Annotated in this window: 11 protein-coding genes; 1 reads left to right on the forward strand and 10 read right to left on the reverse strand. The window is 58.2% G+C overall.

Features of this window, described 5'->3' with window-relative positions; translation table 11 throughout:
- Positions 1–93: 93 nt before the first annotated feature.
- From CJ255_RS11310 to CJ255_RS11320, 3 genes are all read right to left on the reverse strand, one after another.
- Positions 94–1,368 (reverse strand): alkaline phosphatase family protein, encoded by a 1,275-nt coding sequence (locus CJ255_RS11310; RefSeq protein WP_097644212.1) that lies wholly within the window; start codon positions 1,366–1,368, stop codon positions 94–96.
- A gap of 14 nt (positions 1,369–1,382) precedes the next feature.
- Complete coding sequence (locus CJ255_RS11315) at positions 1,383–3,335, reverse strand: amylosucrase (protein ID WP_097644213.1); 1,953 nt, start codon at positions 3,333–3,335, stop codon at positions 1,383–1,385.
- A gap of 119 nt (positions 3,336–3,454) precedes the next feature.
- Positions 3,455–4,984: an acyl-CoA synthetase gene (locus CJ255_RS11320; protein WP_097644214.1), complete on the reverse strand. Its 1,530-nt coding sequence runs from the start codon at positions 4,982–4,984 to the stop codon at positions 3,455–3,457.
- Between the two features lie 346 nt (positions 4,985–5,330).
- Here CJ255_RS11320 and CJ255_RS11325 point away from each other — a divergent pair, with 346 nt between their 5' ends.
- Positions 5,331–6,884, forward strand: a complete 1,554-nt coding sequence (locus CJ255_RS11325; protein WP_097644215.1) for a helix-turn-helix domain-containing protein — start codon at positions 5,331–5,333, stop codon at positions 6,882–6,884.
- 450 nt (positions 6,885–7,334) lie between these two features.
- Here the strand turns inward: CJ255_RS11325 and CJ255_RS25090 are convergent, their stop codons facing one another.
- From CJ255_RS25090 to CJ255_RS11355, 7 genes are all read right to left on the reverse strand, one after another.
- Positions 7,335–7,481, reverse strand: a complete 147-nt coding sequence (locus CJ255_RS25090) for a BsuBI/PstI family type II restriction endonuclease (protein WP_217352438.1) — start codon at positions 7,479–7,481, stop codon at positions 7,335–7,337.
- A gap of 7 nt (positions 7,482–7,488) precedes the next feature.
- Positions 7,489–8,307 (reverse strand): hypothetical protein, encoded by an 819-nt coding sequence (locus CJ255_RS25095; protein WP_217352437.1) that lies wholly within the window; start codon positions 8,305–8,307, stop codon positions 7,489–7,491.
- A gap of 690 nt (positions 8,308–8,997) precedes the next feature.
- Positions 8,998–9,834, reverse strand: a complete 837-nt coding sequence (locus CJ255_RS11335) for an alpha/beta fold hydrolase (RefSeq protein ID WP_097644216.1) — start codon at positions 9,832–9,834, stop codon at positions 8,998–9,000.
- Entirely contained in the window at positions 9,831–18,317 is an 8,487-nt protein-coding gene (locus CJ255_RS11340) for a GAF domain-containing protein (RefSeq protein ID WP_097644217.1), read from the reverse strand. The genes CJ255_RS11335 and CJ255_RS11340 overlap by 4 nt, the downstream gene beginning before the upstream one ends.
- Positions 18,318–18,529: 212 nt before the next feature.
- Positions 18,530–19,477 (reverse strand): GGDEF domain-containing response regulator, encoded by a 948-nt coding sequence (locus CJ255_RS11345; protein ID WP_097644218.1) that lies wholly within the window; start codon positions 19,475–19,477, stop codon positions 18,530–18,532.
- Positions 19,474–21,057 carry an LbetaH domain-containing protein gene (locus tag CJ255_RS11350; RefSeq protein ID WP_097644219.1) on the reverse strand — a complete coding sequence of 528 codons (1,584 nt, stop codon included), beginning with the start codon at positions 21,055–21,057 and terminating at the stop codon, positions 19,474–19,476. Before CJ255_RS11350 ends, CJ255_RS11345 begins: the two co-directional genes overlap by 4 nt.
- Before the next feature lie 489 nt (positions 21,058–21,546).
- Entirely contained in the window at positions 21,547–22,938 is a 1,392-nt protein-coding gene (locus tag CJ255_RS11355) for an MATE family efflux transporter (RefSeq protein WP_097644220.1), read from the reverse strand.
- Between the last annotated feature and the right edge of the window lie 356 nt (positions 22,939–23,294).

The following is a 23,294-nucleotide window of genomic DNA, read 5'->3' on the forward strand; positions in this document are numbered from 1 at the left end:
AAGCAACAAACCCTAAAAAAACCCTCTGTGTCCTCTGTGCCTCTGTGGTGAAAATCTCTGCGCCCTCGCCCTCTCCCTCACCTCTGCGCCCTCTCACATCCCATAGCTCAACAGCGCCACCTGAGTCAACGCCTCGGCCTCACTCAACCCACCGTGGCCCCCCTTAAACTTGAGCGGGAAGCGTTCATCGGCCCACCAGACGCTGCTGTTAGGGTGGGCCAGCACCACAATGTTGCCCACACGACTTAGAAAGGCCGGGCCGACACTTGGGCCGAAGAAGCCAGCATTGATCAACTCTTCGGTGGGGTAGACCTCGGCCTTGTCGGCGAGGATGTTCCGCAGTTCAGTGATCAACTCAGAGCGGCGTGCATCATCCACATAGAGGAAGAGATCGCGGACGGAACCACTGGGCGCAATTGGCAGCCCATCACTGCCTCGGGGCGTGGCCGCCTCGAGGCTCGGGACGAGCCGGTTGAGCAGGTGCGTTTTCGCGGGTCGCACCGCAATCTGGCCATGGTCGGCAGTGAACATGAGTAACACCGGACGGCCCAGTTTCGTCAGGGTTGGGTGGAGCCAGCGTTCGAGGGTGGTCAGCAGCGTATCAAATTCGGCGGCGACGTGGGGCGCTTCGGGGCTATAGCTGTGAGCGAGGGCGTCGGCAGTATCAAGATAGAGTACGTGGTAGTGGGGGCCGCGCTTCTTGTGCAGCCGGAGTTGCATGATGACCAGCGCTTCGGCGAGGGTGCGGAAGGGAATCAGCTTGGCCCCCGCACAGACTGTGGTGGAGAAGGATGATTGGGCGTAGCTACTGTGCTGATAGACGGTTGAGGCGATACCCTGGGCTGCCAGGCGCTGGTATATGGTTGTCGTAGGCAGGATGGTTGCGGGCGCAACCCCCGCAGCGGCCAGCGTTTCGCGCTGACGATCGCCCGCAAAGGAGAAGAGCAGCGGGGCAATGACCCGTTGGCACTGCGGCTCATAGAAGAACCACTCGAACACGCCCGAAGCGCCCGGCGTTAAGCCTGTATGCAGCGTCGTCATATGGGCCGCCGTGGTGGAAGGAAACATCGTCGTGAGGCGCGAAACCACCCCCTGCTGCATCAGCCGTTGCACGAAAGGATGCTGGTTGGCATAGCTTTCAAAAAAGCGCCAGCCGAAAGCATCAATTAAGACCAGCACAACCGTCTCATGGTGGCTTGGTAGCCCACCTAACGCCGCATCAGGCAACCCCGCTGCCCCCTGGCCCGTCAAGAGCCGTTCAATCGTTGCAGGCAACGTAGCAAAGCCATAGCCCTCATAGAGCGGGCGGACAAAACCAGGGCCAAAGCGTGCCGCAGCGGTTGCTGCCAGCGAGTCTGGGTTAAGCATAATGATGAGGAATCCTAATATCCTACCAACCACAAAACTTGATAGCCTTCCAATTGCACCACGCCTTCGGCGCTGACCGTTTGGCCGCTGATCAGGTCGCGGAATTGGTATGCTAACCCATAGAGGCGCAGGCGGTTGGCCGCGATGCCGTGCGTGCCTTCGCTGAAGTTGGCGAGCACGAGGACGCGCTGGCCTCGATGCTGGCGCACGTAGCCCAAGAGACTCGCATGGCCAGGCTCAAAGACGGTGAGCTCGTTGCCAGCGAATGCGGTCTGCTGCTTGCGGAGCGCAATCAGGCGCAGTAACCCCTGGTAGACGCGCCCCTCTGGGCGGGTGCTGTCGTCGGCATAGGCCGCACGCCTCCAGTCAAAGGTGGCCCGATGCACCCAACGGCTATCGTCGGCCCGCGCCGGATCATGGGCGTAGCTATAGTCATTCAGCGTTGCCAGTTCATCACCCACATAGAGCAGCGGAATACCGCCGCTACTGAGCATCACGCTAAAGAGCAGCAGAATTCGCCGTACCGCCAGATCGATCAGCGTGGGATCATTGCGTTGCAACGCCTGCTCCAGCCCAGCCAACGAAGCGAGGGTGCCACTCACACGCGCATCGCCCGTTGCGGGATTGGCTTGGAAGGGCACCCCCCGCGCAAACGATGCGGCATGATCGCCCACATAGAAGGCATTGAGAAAACGCCGATGGCCCCAGGGATCGATGCCCAAACTGCGCGCATCATCATCATCAAAGGTCCAGCCAATATCATCGTGGACACGCAGATAGTTGATCCACGCACAGCCCGTTGGAATGCTCCAGCGCGTGGCTAAGGCATGGCTCAACAGGCGCACCTCACGGGTTGCGAGCGCCTCCCAGCAGAGCGCCATGCCCAGCGGGTTATAGGAGAGTTGGGCCTCCTCAAGGCCAAGATACTTGACCACCTCATCGGGATGCACAATCGCCTCCGATTTGAAGAGCAACGCCGGGCAGACGATGCGGGTCAGGGCGTTGTAGGCCTGAATGATCCAGTGGGCCTCGGGCTGATTTTCACAACTGCTGCCCATGCGCTTCCAGATGAAGGCCACGGCATCAAGGCGCAACACCTCAACCCCCTGGTTGGCAAGGAAGAGCAACTCTGCGCCCATAGCGCGAAAGACTTCGGGATTGGCATAGTTGAGATCCCACTGAAAGCTGTTGAAGGTGGTCCAGACCCAGCGGCGCATGGCTGCATCCCAAGTGAAGCTACCGTGGCGCACAGTGGGAAAGATTTCACGGAGCGTCTGATCATACTGATCGGGCAGGGTGCGGTCGGGAAAGAGCAGATAGAAGTGCTCATAGGTTCGTTCGCCTGCCCGTGCGCGTTTGGCCCACTCATGTTCATCGGAGGTATGGTTAAAGACAAAATCCAGCACAAGGCTGATCTGGTTGGCACGTAGCAGATCGGCCAACGCAGCCAACTCCTCCATCGTGCCAAGCTCAGGCTGGACAACGCGATAGCTACTGACCGCATAGCCGCCATCGCTATTGCCCGTGGGGGCCAAAAAGAGCGGCATCAGGTGCAGGTAGGTGACCCCGAGGCGCTGAAGGTAGGGCAGATGTTCACGCAGCCCAGCCAGGGTATCAGCAAAGCGATCCACATAGAGGACCGCACCCAACACATGTTGCGCCTGATACCAATGGGGATCCGCCTCACGTTGTGCATCAAGCGCCCGCAATGCTGGGCGGCGCTCACTCCACGCCCACCCAGCCAGCAGCAGCAGTTGCTCCAACTGGTAGAAGAAGTCATACTGCCCGCCATAGAGCCGCAGCAGCAACGTAAAGAGGCGTGGCCACTCACGTTGCAGCCGGGCCTCAAATGCAGCATAGCCCGCTGCATCGGCAGCTTGGGCAGCAGCAAGGGCGCTACGCAAACGGGGCAAGAGGCGTTCTAAAGCTTGGGCCGCTGCTTCCTGCTGCCAGGTTGGATCGCTCATGGTCACACCAAATCCGATAGCCGATAGCCGATAGCTGATAGCCGAGCATGGCATCTCAATGCGCTAGATTGTCATTGGGCATGCGGCATGCTCAATGGTAGTTGGTATCACATCCTCAACTAGAGCCCCATCTGCTGCTTGAGCAGTTCTTTTTGCACCTTGCCCATCGCATTGCGCGGCAGCGCCTCCAAGATATGGATGCTGCGGGGGCGTTTGTAGGCGGCGAGGTGTTCGTTGCAGTAGTTGATCAGCTTGTTGCGAGTAGGCGGCTGGGCCGGGTTGCGCGGCACAATTGCGGCGACGACATGTTCGCCCAGATCGGGATCGGGTTGCCCAAAGACAGCGCACTCGGCTACCGCTGGGTGGTTCAGCAGCACCTCCTCGATTTCACGCGGGTAGATATTGTAGCCTCCGCTGATGATCAGTTCGCGGGCCCTCCCAGTGATCGTGAAGTAGCCATCGTCGCTCCGCCAGCCCAAATCGCCCGTGCTGAACCATCCGTCATCATGGAAGACTTCAACGGTCGCTTGGGGATTGCCCCAATACCCCGTGCCGACGTGGGGCCCGCGCACCTGAATTTCACCAATCTCGCCATCAGGCAATGGCTCGCCACTCTGCATGTCCACCACGCGCGCCTCTTGGCCCGGAAAGGGTTGCCCCACCGTTCCAGCCCGCCGCTCGCCCTCGTAGGGATTGCCCAGATTCATGCCGGTCTCGCTCATGCCATAGCGCTCAAGAATACGATGACCAAAGCGGGTCTCAAACTCTTGCAATGTTTGCGGCGCCAACGGGGCCGAACCCGAAACACAGAGGCGCAAGGGCAGCGGCTTGATGCGGGGAGGCTTACCCCGCGTGCGTACAGTTTGGGCACGAGCCACCTCAATGATGCGCGTATACATCGTAGGCACCCCAAAGAAGAGCGTATACTCACCGGAACGCAACGCCTCAAGGCTCTCTTCCGCCACAAAGCGCGGACGCAGCGTCAGGCGTGCGCCGCTCCAGAGTGTGCCGTGGAACCCCACGCCCAACCCGTGGATGTGGAAGAGCGGCAAAACCAACAGCAGATGATCGGCGGCTGTCCAGTGCCATGCTGCGGTCACAGCGGCACTATTAGCTGTCAGCGCCCCATGGGTAAGCATGGCACCTTTGGCGCGTCCGGTTGTGCCCGAGGTATACACGAGCAGAGCCAACTCGTTGGGGCGCGGCAGCTCGCCACGCCACGAACTCGCATCCTTGGCTTGGACTTCGCCCGTAGTAACCACCAACTTCGCCCCGACCGAACCGGCGGGCGCGCCGATATAGGCGATCCCATCGGCATCACAGACCACCACACGAGGCTCGCTATCGCTCAAAATGTGGTTCAATTCAACTTGGCGGTACTGGCTATTGATCAACACCGCAATCCCACCAACCATCTGGATGCCCAAATAGGTAACGAGAAAGGTTGGACTACTAGGCAAAAAGAGCCCAACCCGGTCACCACGCTGCACACCCTGACGCAGAAAATGTTCAGCCCACCCTGCGGCAAGGTCTACAATCGTACTATAACTGAGCGTCTGCCCCCCCCACTGCAAACAAGGGCGCTCCGGATCGGTAGCCGCGTGGTGCAAAAGCGCAGCAATTATCGAGCTTGGGGGTTGATCTGACATAGGGAACTCCCTGGATTTGCTATAACTCATCCTATGGTACAACGAATCTTGACCGTAGTGGGCAATGCTGATGCACGACAACGGGAACGAACGATTGCGTTCCCTTACTATACCAGTCTTTCTTGCCGTGATCATCTTTTGCCCGTGGCAGGTCTGATTGATTGTTGGTTTTGTAACGCACTGCTATTCGTGAACTGAACATCTGCGTTCTGTCTATCACTACATAATACCCTAATCATGCCCCTGATAGGGGCGCTTGGGCCTAAAATAGCGTACCATGTCGTTGAGCAGCACGCAGCGCGTGCTATAATGGGCGCTAGGAATTTCACCATCAAGAAATGCTACTATGGCGCCGGTCACAGTTCGCGATGTCTTAAGGCTTGCGCTACCGTCGGGCACGACGGTTGCCGCCGGGTGGGTTGGTCAGGGTCGGCAAGTGAATTGGGTGGCTACCTTGCGGGCGACGCTCCCCGCCTTCGCTGAACTGCGTGGTGGCGAGTTGGCGCTCTTGGCAGTGGATGCTGCCCTAGCCCTCGATCCCCGCTTGACGCTACGGATTTTGGTGCGCCGCCTTTCGCAAGCCCCGGTGCCTGTTGCGGGCATTGTGGTGCTTGGCCCCGTTGTGGTTGAAGATATTGCCGCTTCCGAAGAGGCCCAACTGCCGCTACTGCAACTTCCCTCCCACGCCGATCTCAAAGAGGTGGAACGTGAGGTGACGCGCCTCGTGAGCGACTACGAGGCCCAGTTTGAGCGGCGCGGAGCCCAACTCTACGATCTGTTGACCCAAAAGTCGCTGGCTGGGCAAGGGGTGCCCGGGCTGCTTGAGGTCCTTGCGGAACGCACCAGCCAGAGTGTGGCCTGCTACGCGCTCAACGGCGAACTGCGCGCTCAGCGCGGCAAAGGTTCGGCCCGGATTGCGCTTCAGGCGCTACGTCCGAGTACGCGCGGTGAGACAACCCTGCTCAACCAGCAGATCTGGGTTGAACCAATTGGCCCACGCAACTATCCCACGGGTTACCTTGCCCTGGCCGGCAGTGCCCTTGACGCATGGGATCGTGAGGCCGCTGAACGGGGGGCCGCCGCCCTAGCCCTAGAGTTGGCGAAGGAGCAGGCGGTACAGGCTGCGGAAGAGCGCCTACGTGGCGATTTTGTCTCCAATATCCTCAGTGGTGCCGCTGGCGACCTCCCTGCGGCGCTGCAGCGCGGCCAAGAGTTGGGCTACAACCTGAGCCTGCCCCACGTAGCCATGCTCTTCAACCTTGAAGATGCCAACCCCGCCAACCTCGCCCGCCTGAGCGGAGGCGTCCAGAACGAACTGAACCGGCGCGGCCTAGCCGCGCCGGTTTCACGTCGTGAGAGCAGTGTGCTCGTTATGCTGCCGGTGGCCCCCACCACCCGCCTGCGCGAATTGACCGACCAACTGCGCGAACGGCTGCTGGCCGACTATAAGAACCTTGTCTTGGCTATAGGCAACCAAGCGGCCAACTTGGGCGACTGGCGTCGCTCGCTCGAAGAGGCCGAACAGGCGCTGTTGCTAGGGCGTCAACTCTTTGGCCCAGGGCGCGTATTGGCCTTCTCCGACCTTGGTGTCTACCGCTTACTCGTGCGCCTACGTGAAACGCCCGAACTCTGGACATTCTACCGCGAAACGCTCTCCAAACTCGCCGACTATGATACGCGCCAACGGGCCGATCTGATCAAGACCCTCGACGCCTACTTTAACCACTTAGGCAACCTACGCGCCACCTCAGAAGCGCTGCACGTCCACCGCAACACCCTGCTCTACCGCCTCGAACGGATCAAAGAGATCAGCGGTATGGATCTCGACAACGCCGAGGAACACTTTGCCCTCTGGCTGGCCCTGCGCGCCCATCGGGTCTTGGCAACCCTTGAGGAGTAGGGGGGGAAGCGAGAAGCGGGAAGCGAGAAGCGAAAGCGGGAAGCGAGAAGCGAGAAGCGGGAAGCGGGAAGCGAGAAGCGAGAAGCGAGAAGCGAGAAGCGAGAAGCGAGAAGCGAGAAGCGGGAAGCGAGAAGCGAGAAGCGGGAAGCGAGAAGCGGGAAGCGAGAAGCGAAAGCGGGAAGCGAGAAGCGAGAAGCGAGAAGCGAGAAGCGAGAAGCGAGAAGCGAGAAGCGAGAAGCGAGAAGCGAGAAGGCCGCCAAACGGTAAGGGAAGCAGAAATTGTTACGTATCCCAGCAACCTGTCATGCTGAATAGTCCATGGGCGGGCATCGTAGTGCCGACTTTAGTCGGCTGAGGTCTTTGGCAGCGATGGGAAGCCGACTAACGTCGGCACTACCTACGGCCTCTCAGGGTGGCAAAGCAACGGGGCAATCAACAACATCCGCTTCCCTAACTATAAGGGCCAAGAAAGCGATCGCCATCGAAGTGGATGAGATGTGATGGCGCATCAGCGATCCAAACCTCAGTCTCCCAAGAGATATTGGAAAGCTCTTTTTGTAATCCTTTACGATCTAAAAAAGTAGTAACATAGATCAGTCCAGCTTTAGCTGTAGCAAAAACGTGTCTTCAATGTCTGGATGTTTGCTAGATACTCTTCCAATGCGTCTTCCCACCCAACTACGCCGTAGCCTTGGAGCAAGATCAAGAGGCTTGGTTCGATTTGGTAGACCGCTTTGGGTGAGTTGACGGGACGATCTGGTTGATCTGGGTTGGCTACCACAAAGCCTGCCTCCAAAAGTTGATGCACAGTCTGACGGCGGACTGTTTCACGCGTATTGGGGGCATACGTTCGTCCATAATGGGTTGCAAAGAATTCCATCATGGGGGTGATACCACACAACGGTGCCTGCGCCGCACTCCAAGGAGTGTCTGGCTGCAGATTGAGCAGCGCAAGCAAGGTCAAAGCTGAACGCTCATTCTGTTGCGCTCGTGGTAATCCTAAGCGTTTCAGGATGTCCAGCGCCTCATTTAGGCGTTTCTGGATTTGATGCGGGTTCGCTGTTCCATGCATATGAAACACCTCACGTGACACGAGTTCATCAAGCGCGACTTGCTCCATCTTGGGATGGGCTACCTTACCAAGGGCAATCAGTTGTTCACGGCTGGGGTAGCGCAGCGTACGCAAGTCGGTGGCATTGACTTGGGTGTGTCCATTAAAATGGCGAAAAGCGGTGTCTACTAGGGTTGAGTTGAGGTATGTGGTTAAACCAAGCGCAAGTTCTGGTTCAAGACCAGCGCCCTTACGGTGAATGTAGTTTAGGTGATTTTCAAAAGCTACCCGATCACTTGCGACACTCTCTGGTGTAAAAAGGGTTGCGACAACGCGCCGCCGCTCTTCTTTGGCAGAGAAGCGTTTGATCAAGACATAGGTACCATTCGGCAGGGGAAGGTCTTTAGTCGCAGCACTATACACTAAGGCGTTGGGTTTCCTTCCGACCTTTGGCCAAACAATATGCCCGCGTTCGCAATGGGTTGGGTAAATCAGAGGCACCGTATCGCTACTTGCTTCGGCTCGTAGATACTCAGCCGCTCGAAAGTCAACAACGCGCCCAGTTGAGACAGTCAAGCCAAAAGATTCACCGCCAGATAGGGCTTCAAGTGGAGGTCAATTTCACATGCGGTGACGTTGATTACGGCTGGCGGATGGGCTCGCTGGCATAAGGGAAGCGGATGTTGTTGATTACCCCGTTGCTTTGCTTCCATGAGAGGCCGTAGGTAGTGCCGACGTTAGTCGGCTTCCCATCGCTGCCAAAGACCTCAGCCGACTAAAGTCGGCACTACGATGCCCGCACATGGACTATTCAGCATGACAGGCTGCTGGGGTACGTAACAATAGAGGCTGTCTGAAAAGAGTCTCAGTGCCGTACCATAATACTACGTGGCAAACGTTGGAGTGCCGGCTTTAGCCGGCTAAAGCCGGCACTCCAACGCCAGTTCACAGACTTTTCAGACAGCCTCCAAGGGAAGGCTTCAGGGCACGTTACAGTTTGGAGGCATGCAGCGCATCCTGATGCCGCAAACCCATTTTCTATCTTCTCGTTTCTGTATCCTTCTACAAATACTCCCGCTGATTCACGCGCCGCCGCCATTCCTCTTTGATCTCCACGGGTGAGCCTTGGGAGACGAGGAAGTCGAGTAGCAGCCGCGAGAAGGTGCTGGACTGCTCGAGAAAGGGGAAGTGGTTGGCTTTGGGTAGCACGAGGCGCTGCACCGGGCGCTGGCGCATGTCGTTCAGGTATTCGGCGTGTTCGGCGTTGACAATCCGATCTGCGCCACCGTAGACGGCTAAGAGCGGCACTTGGAGCGTGCTAATGTAGCTGTTGAGGTCGGTGTTGAGCAACGATTCCTGCACACTCGCGAGGACATGCTCGCTCAGGCTCTCTGTGTCTTCGTAGAGTTCCTGTTGCACTTCCGGGTCGGCAATGGGAATGTTGCGGATCAGTTTGGCCCAGACGTTGGTCGCGTTATTCATGCCCAAGAGCCGCGAGAAGGTGCCTGGTTTGATGTGACCAGCCAAGATTTGACCCTGCAGCGGTGTAGCTACGGTCATGACCTTGGGGAAGAGGTCGGGCTTGGCATGGGCGGCGAGGATGGCAACCATGCCGCCTAGCCCGTGGCCGACAAGGTTGGCCATGGGCATGCCCATCTTCAGAATGAAGTTGATCAGCATGTCTACATAGCCATTGACCGTAAACTGGCTGCCACGGCGGTCGCTCTCGCCAAAGCCCCAGAAGTCGAGTGCATAGGCACGATAACGCTCCGAGGCCAGATCCATCGTGGGCACCCAGTAGCGCCACGATCCAAGCCAACTATGCAGGAAAACGATGGGCTGGCCTCGTCCAAAGACCTCATAGTGAACCAGCCGATTGTCTAGATGAATGGCGCTCACGCGGCGTCCCCCTCGGCATCATCGCGCTTGGCCTGCTGTAGTGGCAGGATAAAGCTAAAGATACTGCCCTTGCCATGTTCGCTCTGTACCCACATCTCGCCGCCGTGCTGCTCGACAATCTGCTTAGCGATGGCTAGGCCCAAGCCTGTGCCACCCGCAATGTCGCGCAATGGGTTGTCGGCCCGATAGAAGGGGCGGAACAACTTCTTGCGCTGCTCGGCGGTCATTCCTACGCCATTATCTTCGACCTCAACCTGAAGCATGTTCCCGGGGTTGAGGAAGGCCCGTACATAAATGTTGCCCCCCTCGAAGGTATATTTTACCGCGTTTGAGAAAAGATTGGTCAGCACTTGGTTGATGCGCCGCTGATCAGCCATCACCGCTGGCAGATGCTCTGGTACATCAATGCTCACGTTCATCTGTTTGCGTTCGGCTTCCAGATGCAGCGCTTGGGCCACTTCGTGGATCAGGCCGGGGATTTCGACCGGGGCGATCACCAGTTTCTTCTTCGAGTCGGGACGCGAGAATTCCAGAATGTCTTCGATCAGGTCGCGCAGACGGTTGGTGTTGTTCTTGATGATCTGTAGGTAGCTAACCTGATCCTGCGAAAGCCCTTGCCCCCCACCGAGCAGCAGAACGTCCACGTAGCCCTTGACCGACGTGAGCGGGGTACGCAACTCATGGCTTACGTCAGAGATGAACTGGCGCTTGGCGTGATCCGCCTCGATCTCGCGGGTGATGTCGCGTAGCACTGCCACATTGCCGTAAGTCTGACCATGGGGACCCGCTACCGTTGCGAGGTTAATTGCAATCACCTGAGCCGGATGTTCTAGATCAATATGGGTGGTGTAGATCTGCTGATTTTGACGCACTTGTTTCAGTCCGTTGGCAAGACCGTCGTAGATCGCACGGTAACGCTGGGCCGCTTCAACATCGCTCCCTAGCGTCTCGAAGATACTCAGAGTATGGCCCACCACCATCTCGGAGGAGATTTCTAGCACCTGTTCAGCGGCGGGGTTGAAGAGCGTAATCTGTTCACTGGTATCCAAGACGATCACGCCCTCACTGACTGAACGTAGTACCGCTGCACTCTTGGAACTCTCCTCACGCTGCTCTTCCAGCAGGCTGGCGTTGGTGCCTGCCAGATCATTGATAAAGCTGTAGAGTTGGGCATTCGCAACCGCCGCAGCGATCACACTGGCAATCGTACCCAACAGGTTCATCTGTGAGTCGCTGAAGTAGCCCGGCGTGGTGCTAGACAGCACCAGCACGCCCAGCGCCTCATCGGTGGTCTTGAGTGGCACGGCTGCCACGGCGCGTACCTCATCGGCCCGCCCTGGCGCTTGTACCCAGCGCTCATCATCAAGCACATCGGCAATATTGACCGACTCTTGGCGCTCCATGACCCATCCGGCCAAGCCTTCGCCATTGCCAAAGATCATGGGAATATTGGCCGATCGCGCTTGACCACGGCCATCTAGGACGGCCCGGCAGAAGAGCGCACCATCCTGGGTGTCACGCAGCATAATTGAGCCACGGGTGACGGCGAGGTTATCGGAGATCATTTCAAGTGCTTGGCGCAGGATGACGCCAAGATCGAGTTGGGTAGTCAGTTCGAGTGTAATCGCGTGAACTGCCTCGAGCCGATCTTTTTCTTGTGAGAGTTGTCGGTTGGCATGCTCTACTTCGGCAGTACGTTCAAGGACGCGCCGCTCGAGATCAGCCGCCAGATTGGAGAGTTGGTCGAAGAGATCTGCATTCTGGATGGCTTGTGAAGCTTGGTTGGCGAGGGTGAAGGTTACTTCGACCATTTCATCGTCGTAGACACCCACTTCAGCCGTGCCAATTGCGAGGATGCCGATCAGTTTATTATCCACCAAAAGTGGGGCACCGATCCATGAACGGCACTGCCAACCCAGTTCCAAGAAGGGCGCAAAGGCCGATGCGTCGTGGGTGTCTTCAACCAGCACGGGGCGTAGGTTCGCAGCCATTGCTTGGAAGAGTGGCTGTTCCTCAAGGCTGAAGCGGGTGTTGAGCAGTTGCGCGTCGGTAAGCCCGCGTGTTTCGGTGATGCCAAAGTCGCCATGTTCGTCGCTTCGCAGCAGCACTGCGGCGCTATCATAGTGTACCACGCGCACCAGTTGATCGAGGATGAGTGTTTGAATCTCACGCAGCGCCAAGGTGGTGGTGAAGGATTGGGCCACATCGCGCAGCGTATCGGCCATGAGGCGGCGCTGCTGCTCCAATTCAAAGAGTTGGGCACTCTTGAGCGCCTGGCCCGCCTGATTGGCTAAGATCAGGCCCAACGACATCTGGTGTTCGCTCCAGTCGTAAGGCTGACGCTGGCCCACCCACAGCACCCCCATGCGCTCATCGTGGGAGCCAATGATCAAACCAAGCACACTCCGCATGCCCAACTTTAATGCATCGGGATTGGCATCGTCCAATACCTGGAGATCGCTGATCGCAAGGGGTTGACCACTCTCCAGCAGCCGTTGGGTCATGCCATCAACCCGCAACGTAAGCTGCAAATCATCGCGGAATTGCGCTTGATCAACAAACACTTTGCGGGTCGGTTTCCCATTGTTGAAGCGGATCACCAAGCTGGTATCGGCACCAAGCAGGCGTACCGCTGCATCGGCCACGAGGTGCTGCGTCTCGTCCATGTTCAAGCTACTGGAGAGATTCTGGGTCACCTCGAAGAGGGTGGTCATCTCGGTGGCGCGCTGGCGCGCTTCGCTGAAGAGGCGCGCATTGTTGAGCGCCACCGCCGCTTGGTTGGCCGCAGTCGTGAGGAAGCGCAGGTCGTTGGCATCGAAGGCGCGCTGCTCGTAGCTCTGGATGTTGATCACCCCCAGCACGCGCCCACCAAAGATGATCGGGGCCACGAGGAAGGACTCCTCAATGCTCCCGTCTTCGGTATGTTGCCCCAGATCCATCTCAAGGCCCATCTGACGGCCCTCTTCGGCGCTGCGGAGCAGCAACGGTTGGGCTGTCCGAATCACCCAACCATTGACCCCATGCCCCAACGGGCCAGTCATCAACTCAACGATCCGTCCGCGATCATAGGCCACCGGGAAGTTAATGATGTTGCGCTGCTCATCGTAGAGCGCGATCAGCGAGGTGCTGACGTCAATCACCTCGCCAATGCCTTGGTGCAACTGCTCAAGCAACACCTGGATGTCGAGGGTCGCATTGACCGCGGTGCTGATGCTGCTAATCGTCGAGAGTTCGCGGATGCGCTGTTCACGCTCCTCAAACAGGCGTGCCGTCTGCAACGCGGTGGCGGCTTGGTCGGCCAAACCCGAAAGCAATTCCTGTTCATCGAGCGTAAACTCGCGGCGGTAGCTGGTCATCACACTCAGCACGCCCAAGATTTGATCACGGTAGACCACCGGCACGCCCATGAACGAGACAAGGTTGTTATCGCGCTGGTAGTTAGGGTAGAGCGAACCACCCGAAGAGTTGACATCCACGATAATCAGCGGGTTGCCCGTCGCAGCCACTTGGCCCGTCAGCCCTTGGCCCACCGGCACGCGCATGCGCGAACTGCGCTCGTTAGAGATGCCATCAAAGGCTGCGGGTACCAACATCTGCTCTGAGGTGATTGTCCAGAGTGCCACGGTGGAGACATTCAGCCGACGGCTGACCAACTCCATGAGTTTGTTGAGCACCTCATCGGGGCGCAGCAGCGAAGAGAGGATACTGGCAGCATTGAGCAGGGTCGAGAGTGCTCCAACCTTCTGTTCTAGCGCCCGAGCGCTAGAGGCTGCCGCTGCCGAGGCTTTAGCCCGTCCAATGGCGGTACTCGTCTGGTTGGCAATGGTCTGGCAGAGTTCAATCGCGCTGGTACTGAATTCGCCATCGCGCCCGACAAAATCGAGCCCAACTGCGCCAATCACAACCTCATTGGCAACTAAGGGCACCAGCGCAATCGAGCGAATATCCAGGTCGCGGAAGAGTTGGTGGGAAAGGGCCATGAGCGGATCGTTCTGGGCATCAGGCACCACCAAGGGGGCACGCCGCTCATCGAGCAACGCAATTGCCGGATTCTCGCGCATGGGGATCACGAGGTCTTGGAGCATGCCACTATGGCGATACTCAGCCACAGCAGGCGCAACCCCCGCAGCGCGGTTGTAGATCACCAAGCGTGCTTGGTCCACTTCCGCCGCTTCTGCCATGGCATCAACCACAATCTGATAGATGCGGATCACATCGGTGGCGGCACTGGCCTGCACCGAGACGCGGTTGAGCAGGTTGAACTGCGCGACCTGTTGTTGCGCCCGTTCGAGCAGCCGGGCGTTCTGTACGCCGAGGGCGAGTTGGTTGGCCACCATGGTCATGAAGGCCAGTTCGCGTTCGCCATAGACAGCGGGGGTATAACTCATCACGGCGACGAGGCCCACCACTTGGCCATCACCGACGATCAGGGGGACACCGAGCCACGCCGCTGCGCTTTGGCCGGTACCAAAAGGCTGGACATCAAAACCAAGCTCTGCCGCTTCCACTTCAAGATTACTGAACTGTAGGGCGTGGCGGGTGCTGATAATATACTCCAGCAACCCATCGGGGTGGGGGGCTACTGGCAGATCGCTAAAGCTCTGAAGTTCGCCGTCAATCTCCAAGGTCAGGGTAAAGAGTTCCCGTTCGCGGTCATAGATATAGCCCAAGAAGGCATCGAGGCTAAGGAACGCCCGGAGTTGCTCATAGGTTTGGAGCAACATCTGGCGCAGATCGAGGGTTGAACTGGTAATCTCGCCAATGCGATTGATGACGTGCAATTCGGCAAGACGGCGCTCACGTTCGTCAAAGAGCGTGGCCCGTTCCATTGCAACAGCCAGTTGATTGGCGAGGGCCGAGAGGAACTGCTGGTCGCGCTCGGTAAAGACATGGGGTTGGAAATCTTGAATACTGAGTACGCCAATCGTACGCCCCTGGCTCACTAGGGGCACACTCAGCCACGAGCGCACCTCGGAGGCTTCAGGAATCTGGGTGGTCAAAAGCGATTTATGACGGCGTTCGGCACGCAGATCGGGCACCAAGAGCGCTTGGCCCTTCAGAATGACCTCTTCAATCAAACCGCCGCGTGGCATCGTCTGCTTATGGGCTTCAACGAGGCATTGCCCGTTGTGCATAAGCAACTCGAAGCAGATCTCGGCCTGCTCGGCATCGTGGCTCACAATGTAGAAGATGCTCGGCGTACCCAAGAAGGCGACAATCTCTTGGTAGACCCGTTCGAGCAGGGTGGTGAGGTTGGTGGTGGAGGTAGCGGCGCTGCCGACATGGAAGAGTGCGGCCATCTGTTCCGCACGCGCATCGGCATCACGGATAAGCCAAGCATTCTCAATCGCAATGGCAGCTTGGTCGGCAAAGAGTTCGAGTGGTTCGACGCGGCGGGCCGTGGGACGCTGGTGATCGAGTGGGTCGCTCACCAACATGAGGCCCAACAGCACGCTATCGGTCGAATAGAGTGGCACACAGAGTCTATCGCCGGATTGAGCATCACCAGAGGCATTGGTATCGGCATTGAGGGTGTAGCTAAAGAGCGTGAGATCGTAGGGTGCTTCCAGTTCTTGCGCTTCAGCAGCAGGCACGAAGTAGCAGCGCCCCATGCGGAAGCGCGGATCGAGGTAGCTCGTGGCCAGCCGTTCTGGCAGTAGCGTCTGGCTCATCTGCTCCAACTCGCTACGGGGAATCCCCGCAGCCACACTGGGGCGCAGCATGCCCGGGCTACGCTGGTCGCTTAGGCAGAAGAGGGCGACCCGGTAGTTGGCCGCTTCCATCGCGCTATAGCCCACCTGTTCAAGCAGGCTTTCGAGCGAACGGTTGGCCCGCAACGCTTGGCCAATCTCAAGCACATTGTTGAGAATCGCCGCCCGTGATTTCTGGGCGCGGTAGAGCTGTTCTACTTCATGGTAGCGTTGGGCATTGCCAATCCCCACCGCAGTCTGGTGGGTCAAGGCGCGCAGAAACTCAACCGCATCGTAGTCGAAGGTGTGGGTGCGGTCGCCCAGCAACAGCAGGACACCATAGATGCCCGCTTGGTAGAAAATGGGCGCGGCGAGGGCCGAGCGTACATCATCGGTACCAATGAGTGCCTGTTCTTCAGCACTCAGGCTATCACTCAACTCCGGTTCACGCTGCTCCATCGCCCGCCACGCCGTAGCCGCAGCGGGGGCGAGCGTTATTCCAAGCAGATTCTGACGAATCGCCTCCTCAATGCCAATCGCCTCAACAATGACATAGGTGGGCTGCGTATCGTCGAGGCTGGCGTTCAAGCTATCGTGGTAGATGGCGGCAGCCTGCTGGCCCCCCAAGCTATAGAGCGCCCCTGCGTTATCGTTGGCATTGTCGTGCGCCGAGCGCAGCGCAATCAAACCACTGCTTGCGCCGGTTACCCGCAGAGCCTGTTCAAGCACATAGGCCAAAATCTCGGTCTGATCGAGGGTGGTCGCCAACTGGCTCGAGACACGCTGGAGCGCACGCAGTTGCTCAAGGCGGGTACGCAACCCCGCATCGGCCTGGGTGTAGCGGCTTGCATTGGCGAGGGCTTGGGCCGCCGGGCCAGCCACAATATTGAGCAGGCGCGCATCGTTGTCGCCAAAGGTGTCAGAGCCAGGCGCAAAGAGTTCTAGCGTGCCAATCAGCTCTTCGCGTAGACGCAGCGGTACACCAAGATAGGAGCGGGCCACACCGCCCGTTTCAAACTCAATCTTGCTAAGGCTTGCAATATTCGCCACTTGGGCCGGAGGCTGCTGCATGTCATTCATCCGCAGCATACGCCCCTGGCGTGTGAGCCAACTCGTGAGCCCAAGCGCCATCTCGGGATTGGCTAGACCGCGTTGAGCCACAACCTGCGGCTCGTGGGCGTGGCTCTCGATCAGGGCCACCCGCGCCGCACCATAACGCGCCAGCGCCTCAACCCCATCCAGAATGGCCGAGAGCGTCTCATCAAGCGAAAGATCGGAGGTCAGGTTGCGGCTAATATGCTGGAGCAACTCTAACTCAGCGGCGCGATCCTGTTCGGCAAGGAAGAGCCGCCGATTGAGAATTGCAGTTGCCACTTGGGCCGCAAGCACTTGGGCCAAATTACGTTCTGCCTGGGCAATGGGGCGACGGGCACGCACATAGCCCACCATCAAGAGCCCAATCGTCTCTTCTTTGACCAAGAGCGGCACAACGAGGGCGCTACGGCAGCCATTGGCGATCAGGTTCTCGACCAAGGGATTCGGGGGTGTAAGCTTTTCGGCCTCGCTAATCAACAGCGGACTCTGTTCCTCAACTTGAGCCAAGAGCGCCGCTGCGCCGCTGATCAGCGTCAGCGCACGGCCCGACTGGGTACGCCCCGCTTCGCTGTAGGTACTGACAGTCCGCAGTGTATCGGGATAGGCAGCATCAAGCAGCTTAACCGCGCAATAATCAGCGGAGAGCGCAAGGGCAATATTCTCAGTCGCCCGGCTGAGCATACTCTCAAGCTGAGAATTGGTCGTAATCTCTTGACTATTCTCATAGAGTACAAAGAGTTCACGGGCACGCTGCTGCTGTTGGCTAAAGAGCCGCCCATTGCGTACCAGCAGCGCCATCTGGGTGGTCAAGGTATTCGCCATGCGGCGCAGGCGCGTGCTTGGTTCCTGGGTGCCCTCGTTGAGGATCAGCACCACCACGCCAGTCAATTCACCCTGGCTTCGCAGGGGCAGTGCCATCGCATGGCGTGCCTTCGAGCTATTGTGGTGGGGCCGTTCAGCTTGGCGGCGGCGCGCCTGTCCAGGGGCAAGTAGGCCCACCTGGGGGCCATTCTTAGCCGCATGAACCACTAGTTCATCGCTGAGCGGGAAGGTAAAATCGCCCTCACCGGCAGCCAGCAGGCCCAAGGTACCCTCTTGTTCTTCGCGGCTCGTATAGATCGCCGCAACAGCAACCCCAAGCAGCGGCGCAGCGCGGGTAAGTACCGCTTGGATGAGTGTGCGCGTTTCCAGGATGCCAATCAGTTCGAGGTTGGAACTGACCAAGCGATAGATCTGCGAGACCAGTTCGGCCTCAACCTGGCGCTGGCGATGAACGAGCAGCAGCGCCATCTGGGCGGTCAGGGCAGTTGCAAAGGCAGGATCGAGACCAGCGGCCCCCGCACCGCCAAGCGCGAGGCGGCCCAGCAGCATCCCATCGGCCCGCAGCTCCAATGGCGCAGGATCGTGGCATGGTTGCTCACCCCAGCTTGCCGTTGCGAGTACCTGATCCTCTTCGATCAACTCAAGGCAACCAGCCGCAACCTGCATATGGCGGGCGACCAGATCGGCAAGCATGCGTACAAGCTCACTTGCTTCTGCGAGCGCTCCCTCAGCCTGAGCGCATTGGGCGAGTTGGGCCAACAATTCCCAACTGGCGGTAGATGTGGGGGCAGTAGTCATATCCATAAGCCGGGCGTGCTGCTCCTGCATGCGGTGACCGAAAGGCTGGCTAGGGCGCGGATTGCGCTCTGTGAGCATGGTGTGTTCGCAAGCTCTGCCGTATGTATAAACGGCGTATGCGCCGGTTTCTGGTTGGTGTTGCTACCCAGCGTAGCCGGTTGTGGCGGGAGCCTTCCCCGGCCACAACCTAAGAAGCTGTCTGAAAAGCCAGTGGGCACACGCTGGAGTGCCGGCTTTAGCCGGCTAAAGCCGGCACTCCAACACCAGTCCATAGACTTTTCAGACAGCTTCTACCGGCTGCGCCCAAAAACCACCCAACTCTTCTTCCCCTGCTCGCGTGCCTCGTGTAATGCCCGCTGGCGCGTCTCCTCAACCGTTTCGCTCAATTCACGAATATCGTAGAACGGCCCGTCCTCGCTGGTCACCACCCCAACCGAGAGCGCCATCAGTGGAACTTGGCGCGTACCGCCCGCATCATCAGTAATCTCAATATACCCCTGTTTGCGATGGCGGAAATTGTAGTGCAGCCCGATCTCCTCATCAAAGCGGGTCAGGAGACGTTCGACAATCGTCTTAATCCGTTCAGGGCTGGAGGTAAGCACAAAGGCAGGCCCAACCACCATATGGCCTACAAAATCATCGTTCCCCCCCAGTTCATTCACCGCTTCATTAAGCAGCAGGGCGGTAAACTTGAGGACATCTTCACCCACCACTGAACCATAGCTTTGGGTAAAGGTCTCGAAGCCATTGATATGCAGCAGTGCCATAGACCAACCCTGAGCAGAGAGCAGCAAGCGCAGATGATCGCCAATCAGATCCGCAGTGGGCAAGTTGGTCACTGGATGGAGTTGGTTCTTACGGCGGGCCTCATCGAGTTGGTTTTTAACAATCGTATGCACCTCTTCGATATCGAAGGGCTTGACGATATAATATTGCGCTTGAACCTCCCCCAGCCCTACCAGTCGGTCGCGCCGTTCACCACGAGCGGTAAGGAAGATGATCGGAATGTGGCGTGTACGCGGACTCGCACGCAAGGCGCGGCCAATGTCATAGCCCTCCATATCGGGCAGATTCACATCAAGGAGCGCCAAGTTGGGCGGCGTCTTACTACAAATCTCAAGGGCGTGTGAACCACGCATAGCGGTAAAGACCTCGTACCCTTGAGAGGTGAAGTAGATCTTGAGCAGGCTCGAGATGTCGGGCTGGTCTTCGACAACCAGAATACGTTCTTTACTCACCGGTCTGTCCTCCTCGCGCTTGCAGCGACGCCGACAACAGGGCGTTCATGGTGGTTACGGCTGGATTCCTGGGGCAATCCTTCAGCGGGTCTACTCCAAGATGATGAGGCGTCCGTGCTGCCAGGCTCGCGTGGTGGTGGGGCAGATGCGGGTGTGGCAGAGTCGTGTGACGCAACCGGATCATGGTACACATTGGGCCAATGGTAGATAATCCGCCGTGGCTCGCCGCTGATCTGATCAACATCGTTCGGATCATGACCGGGAACCGTGGCGCGAATGAGATTCTTGTCATTATCAAAGATTATAACAGCATTTGACTCGATCATGCGCCCCGGATAGACGACAAAACCGCTGCCCACCTTGACGTTGTGGCCCACCGCCGAACCAAGCACGGGCAGGTTGATGCCCACAAGTTCACCGTGGTGTACCACCTTGATCGGCTCACCCTGGAGGTTAAAATCGGTAAAGCAGTTGTTGGCCCCAATGAAGGTGTTGCGTCCAACCACCGTGAGTTGCAGGGTTGAGTTTTGGGCAACCATGCTGTTCTCCATGAGCGTCGTCATAAAGAGCCCGCCATTGAAGGGCAGGAAGCAACGGTCACTCACCACACTCAGCATCACCTGGCCACCCTGCATAATATTCACATTATTGCCAATAATGCTATTGGCAATCACCACCCCTGGCCCAATGTAGACATTATCGCCAATAATCGTTGGGCCGTGGATCGTTGCCGAGGGATCAATTGAGCAATTCTTGCCAATCTTGACCAACGCACGCGAAGCGAGGAAGTGGTTGCGCCACATCTCCTCAAAGGGGTTCAGTTTTTGCCAAATGGAGCCGAGTGAGAAGGCGAGTTTGCTGGGGAAGATGCTCCAATCCTCTTTGCTCCAGCGCAAAATATTGCGTAAGCGGGCTTTGCTCATGCGTACATCTTGAGCCGCAGCAAAAGAAAAGACCCCCATGAGAATGTTGGCCATAAAGACGTGCAGCCAACTCTCTACCGAAAGAAACGCCCGCTGAGGAATTTGGTAGGTCAAATCACCCTTATTGGCCATATAGCTGGGAATATGGTAGTACCCCATCTCATGGCTCAGCGTATCGATCACCAACGGCGTTGGTTTGGCATGCGGGCCATCAGGGAAATAGTAGAGATCGGCCACATAGACCGAACCGCGCCGTTCGACTCCGTCCTCTACGTAGGCAACTCCATCGTGGCGGACAATTCCTGAGCAGAGTTGCAGGGCGTGGCGTTCAATGCTGGCATCGCCGCGCACCTCATTTGTCGTGGCCCGAAAGGCAATCTGGCAGGCCCGCTTACTCGCCCGTGCGGCGCGAATGAAGCTATCAATCAACTCCGCATTGAAGAAGAGATTATCGCGGTGAACCAACAGTTCCTGCGCCCCACTCGGTACTGCGCTTGCCAACTCACGTAGATCGTCAATTTCGGTACTACCCTTGCAGTGGCTCTTGAGCAGATCGCGCTGCAACAACCAGAGCGGCTTGTTGAGCAGACGCAACTCGCGAGCGGGCTCGGCAAAGGGTGCTATCTGGTTTTGATCTCGAAGAATAATCCGCTCCACTGCCGGCCCCTTTCTGTGATGCGGACACATGGGCCTTCACATGATGGCCCTTCTCTCTGTACTAACGATACTATATGCTGTAGCGGCAATGCAAAACAAGCAGAAGAGATTACAGCTCTATTACGAGGGATGTCTATGGGCATTGGGGGCATAGCCCCCAACCCCCCGCCATACGGCAGATGAGATTGGGGGCCATGAATTAGACTCATTGTACACGACGATTATTACGAGAGGCAACTTTGCTACACTCCGCCGTAAGATATGACACATGGCATATTGCGTGCCAACGTGAAAAGCTTTTAGACTACAGAGTGTAGCGTTTGGTGCTTCCCTGGCTCAACGCTATACCAGTAGGTCGCCCGCGTACCCCCCCCCCCAACGCGGGCGACCTTTCCCCAAGGCCACAGTGGAGCTCCCCCCTCCCATACTGTGGCCTTGGTCTTTTCATATTTGGGTGTGCGAGGGAACCTGGTTCCCTCGCATGCTCCCTCACACCTCAATGCGCTTCCAATGGCCCGCAGCAAAGCGCCAGAGCGCCATGATTGCCTGAAGGGTGAAGTCGGTTGCCATGGCCAGCCAAATCCCTGCGAGGCCCAGGTCAAGCACCCCAACCAGCAGGAAGGTTAAGGGTAAACGCATTACCCACGTCGTGAGAATGCGGCTCATGAGTGGCCAGCGCGTATCACCGGCGCCGCGCAACGCCCCCAAGATGATAAAGCTGACCGCGAGGGCCGGTTGCATCAAGCCCGCCGCCCGCAATATGGGTGTAGCTGCGGCAACTACGCCGGGATCGTTGCTGAAAATGGCCACAATTGGCCCCGGTATGAGAAACATCAGCGCTCCTAAGAGCGACATCATCAACCCGCCCTGCCAGAGCGCCTCGTAGGTGTAACGCTCGGCTTGGTGCGGTTTGCCTGCGCCCAACGCCTGACCCACGAGCGCCCCGGTGGCCGCTGCGTAGCCCATACCCGGCAGGAATGAGAGCGACTCGATGTAGATCGTGACATTATGGGCCGCAAAGACCGTTGTGCCCAAGCCTGTCACGAAGCGCACAAAGATCAACAAGGCCGCATGGAAGGCAAATTGCTCCCCGGCGGTCGGCAGGCCAATCTTGATTAGCCGGGCCAGCATCGTGCCATCCGGTTGCAGGCTGGGAATGAGTTTGAGCACGCCATGGCCGCGTAGCAAGAGGCCCACCATGACGATGCCGCCAACCGTGCGGGCTAAGGCCGAACCGAGGGCGGCCCCGTCTACGCCCAACGTTGGCAGGCCCAACTCGCCATTGACCAAGAGCCATGAGGTGATGATGTTGATCAGGTTGACCCCCAACATCAGCATGAGTGGCGTGCGCGTGTCGCCCGCCGCACGCATACAGGCGGTACCAACGAGCAGAAAGACCGCAGGCAGGAAGGCCATCGCATTGATCTGAATGTAGCTCACCCCAATCGGACGCGCCTCCAAGGGGGCAGCAATGAGCGCCAAGAAGCTCGGGGCCAAAAAGAAGCCCAGCAGTGTCGTGATCAGCCCCACCAGCGTCGCCAGCACAAAAGTCTGGCGCAGAATACGCTGCAAACTGGCCGGATCGCGGGCCCCGACCGACCGCGCCACGAGGGCCGCCGCCCCCACCCCGGTGGCCATAAAAAGAACCATCATTAGCCATGTGAACTGGTTGCCTAATCCCGTTGCCGTAAGCGCCGTCGCGCTGCCATAGCCCAATTGGGCACTCGCCGCACTACTCAGATTACCGACAAGGTAGATATCCACCAGCCCCACCAGCGTATTAAGGAGTTGCTCGCCCACGGCAGGCAGAGCCAACCAAAAGACGCGCCCCCGAATGACGCGGTTGGCAGCAGCATTGCCTCTGTGGTTGATTGTGTGCATATATTTGCTCAAGCTATATTTGATGAGTCAAGGACTAGCCACAAGTATAGCAGAATTGAAGCAAAACCGTCACTTTTGGGCTCTTCGAGCGGTACATGAGTAAGGGGGTGTTTTTTGTTGACGCGAAAAAGCCATGGGCCGCGACGTTGGCTGAGCCTGTCGAAGCCAACGTCGCGGTGGCTTCGACAGGCTGGCTTCGGCAGGCTCAGCCACCGAGCCACCGCGACGCCCCCCAAGAGCCCAAGGCTTTTTCGTACTCACACATTTTTCCCGTTCCCCTGTTCCCCTGTTCCCCTGTTCCCCTGTTCCCCTGTTCCCCTGTTCCCCTGTTCCCCTGTTCCCCTGTTCCCCTGTTC

Source organism: Candidatus Viridilinea mediisalina, assembly GCF_002532535.1.
In the GTDB taxonomy this organism is placed as follows: domain Bacteria; phylum Chloroflexota; class Chloroflexia; order Chloroflexales; family Chloroflexaceae; genus Viridilinea; species Viridilinea mediisalina.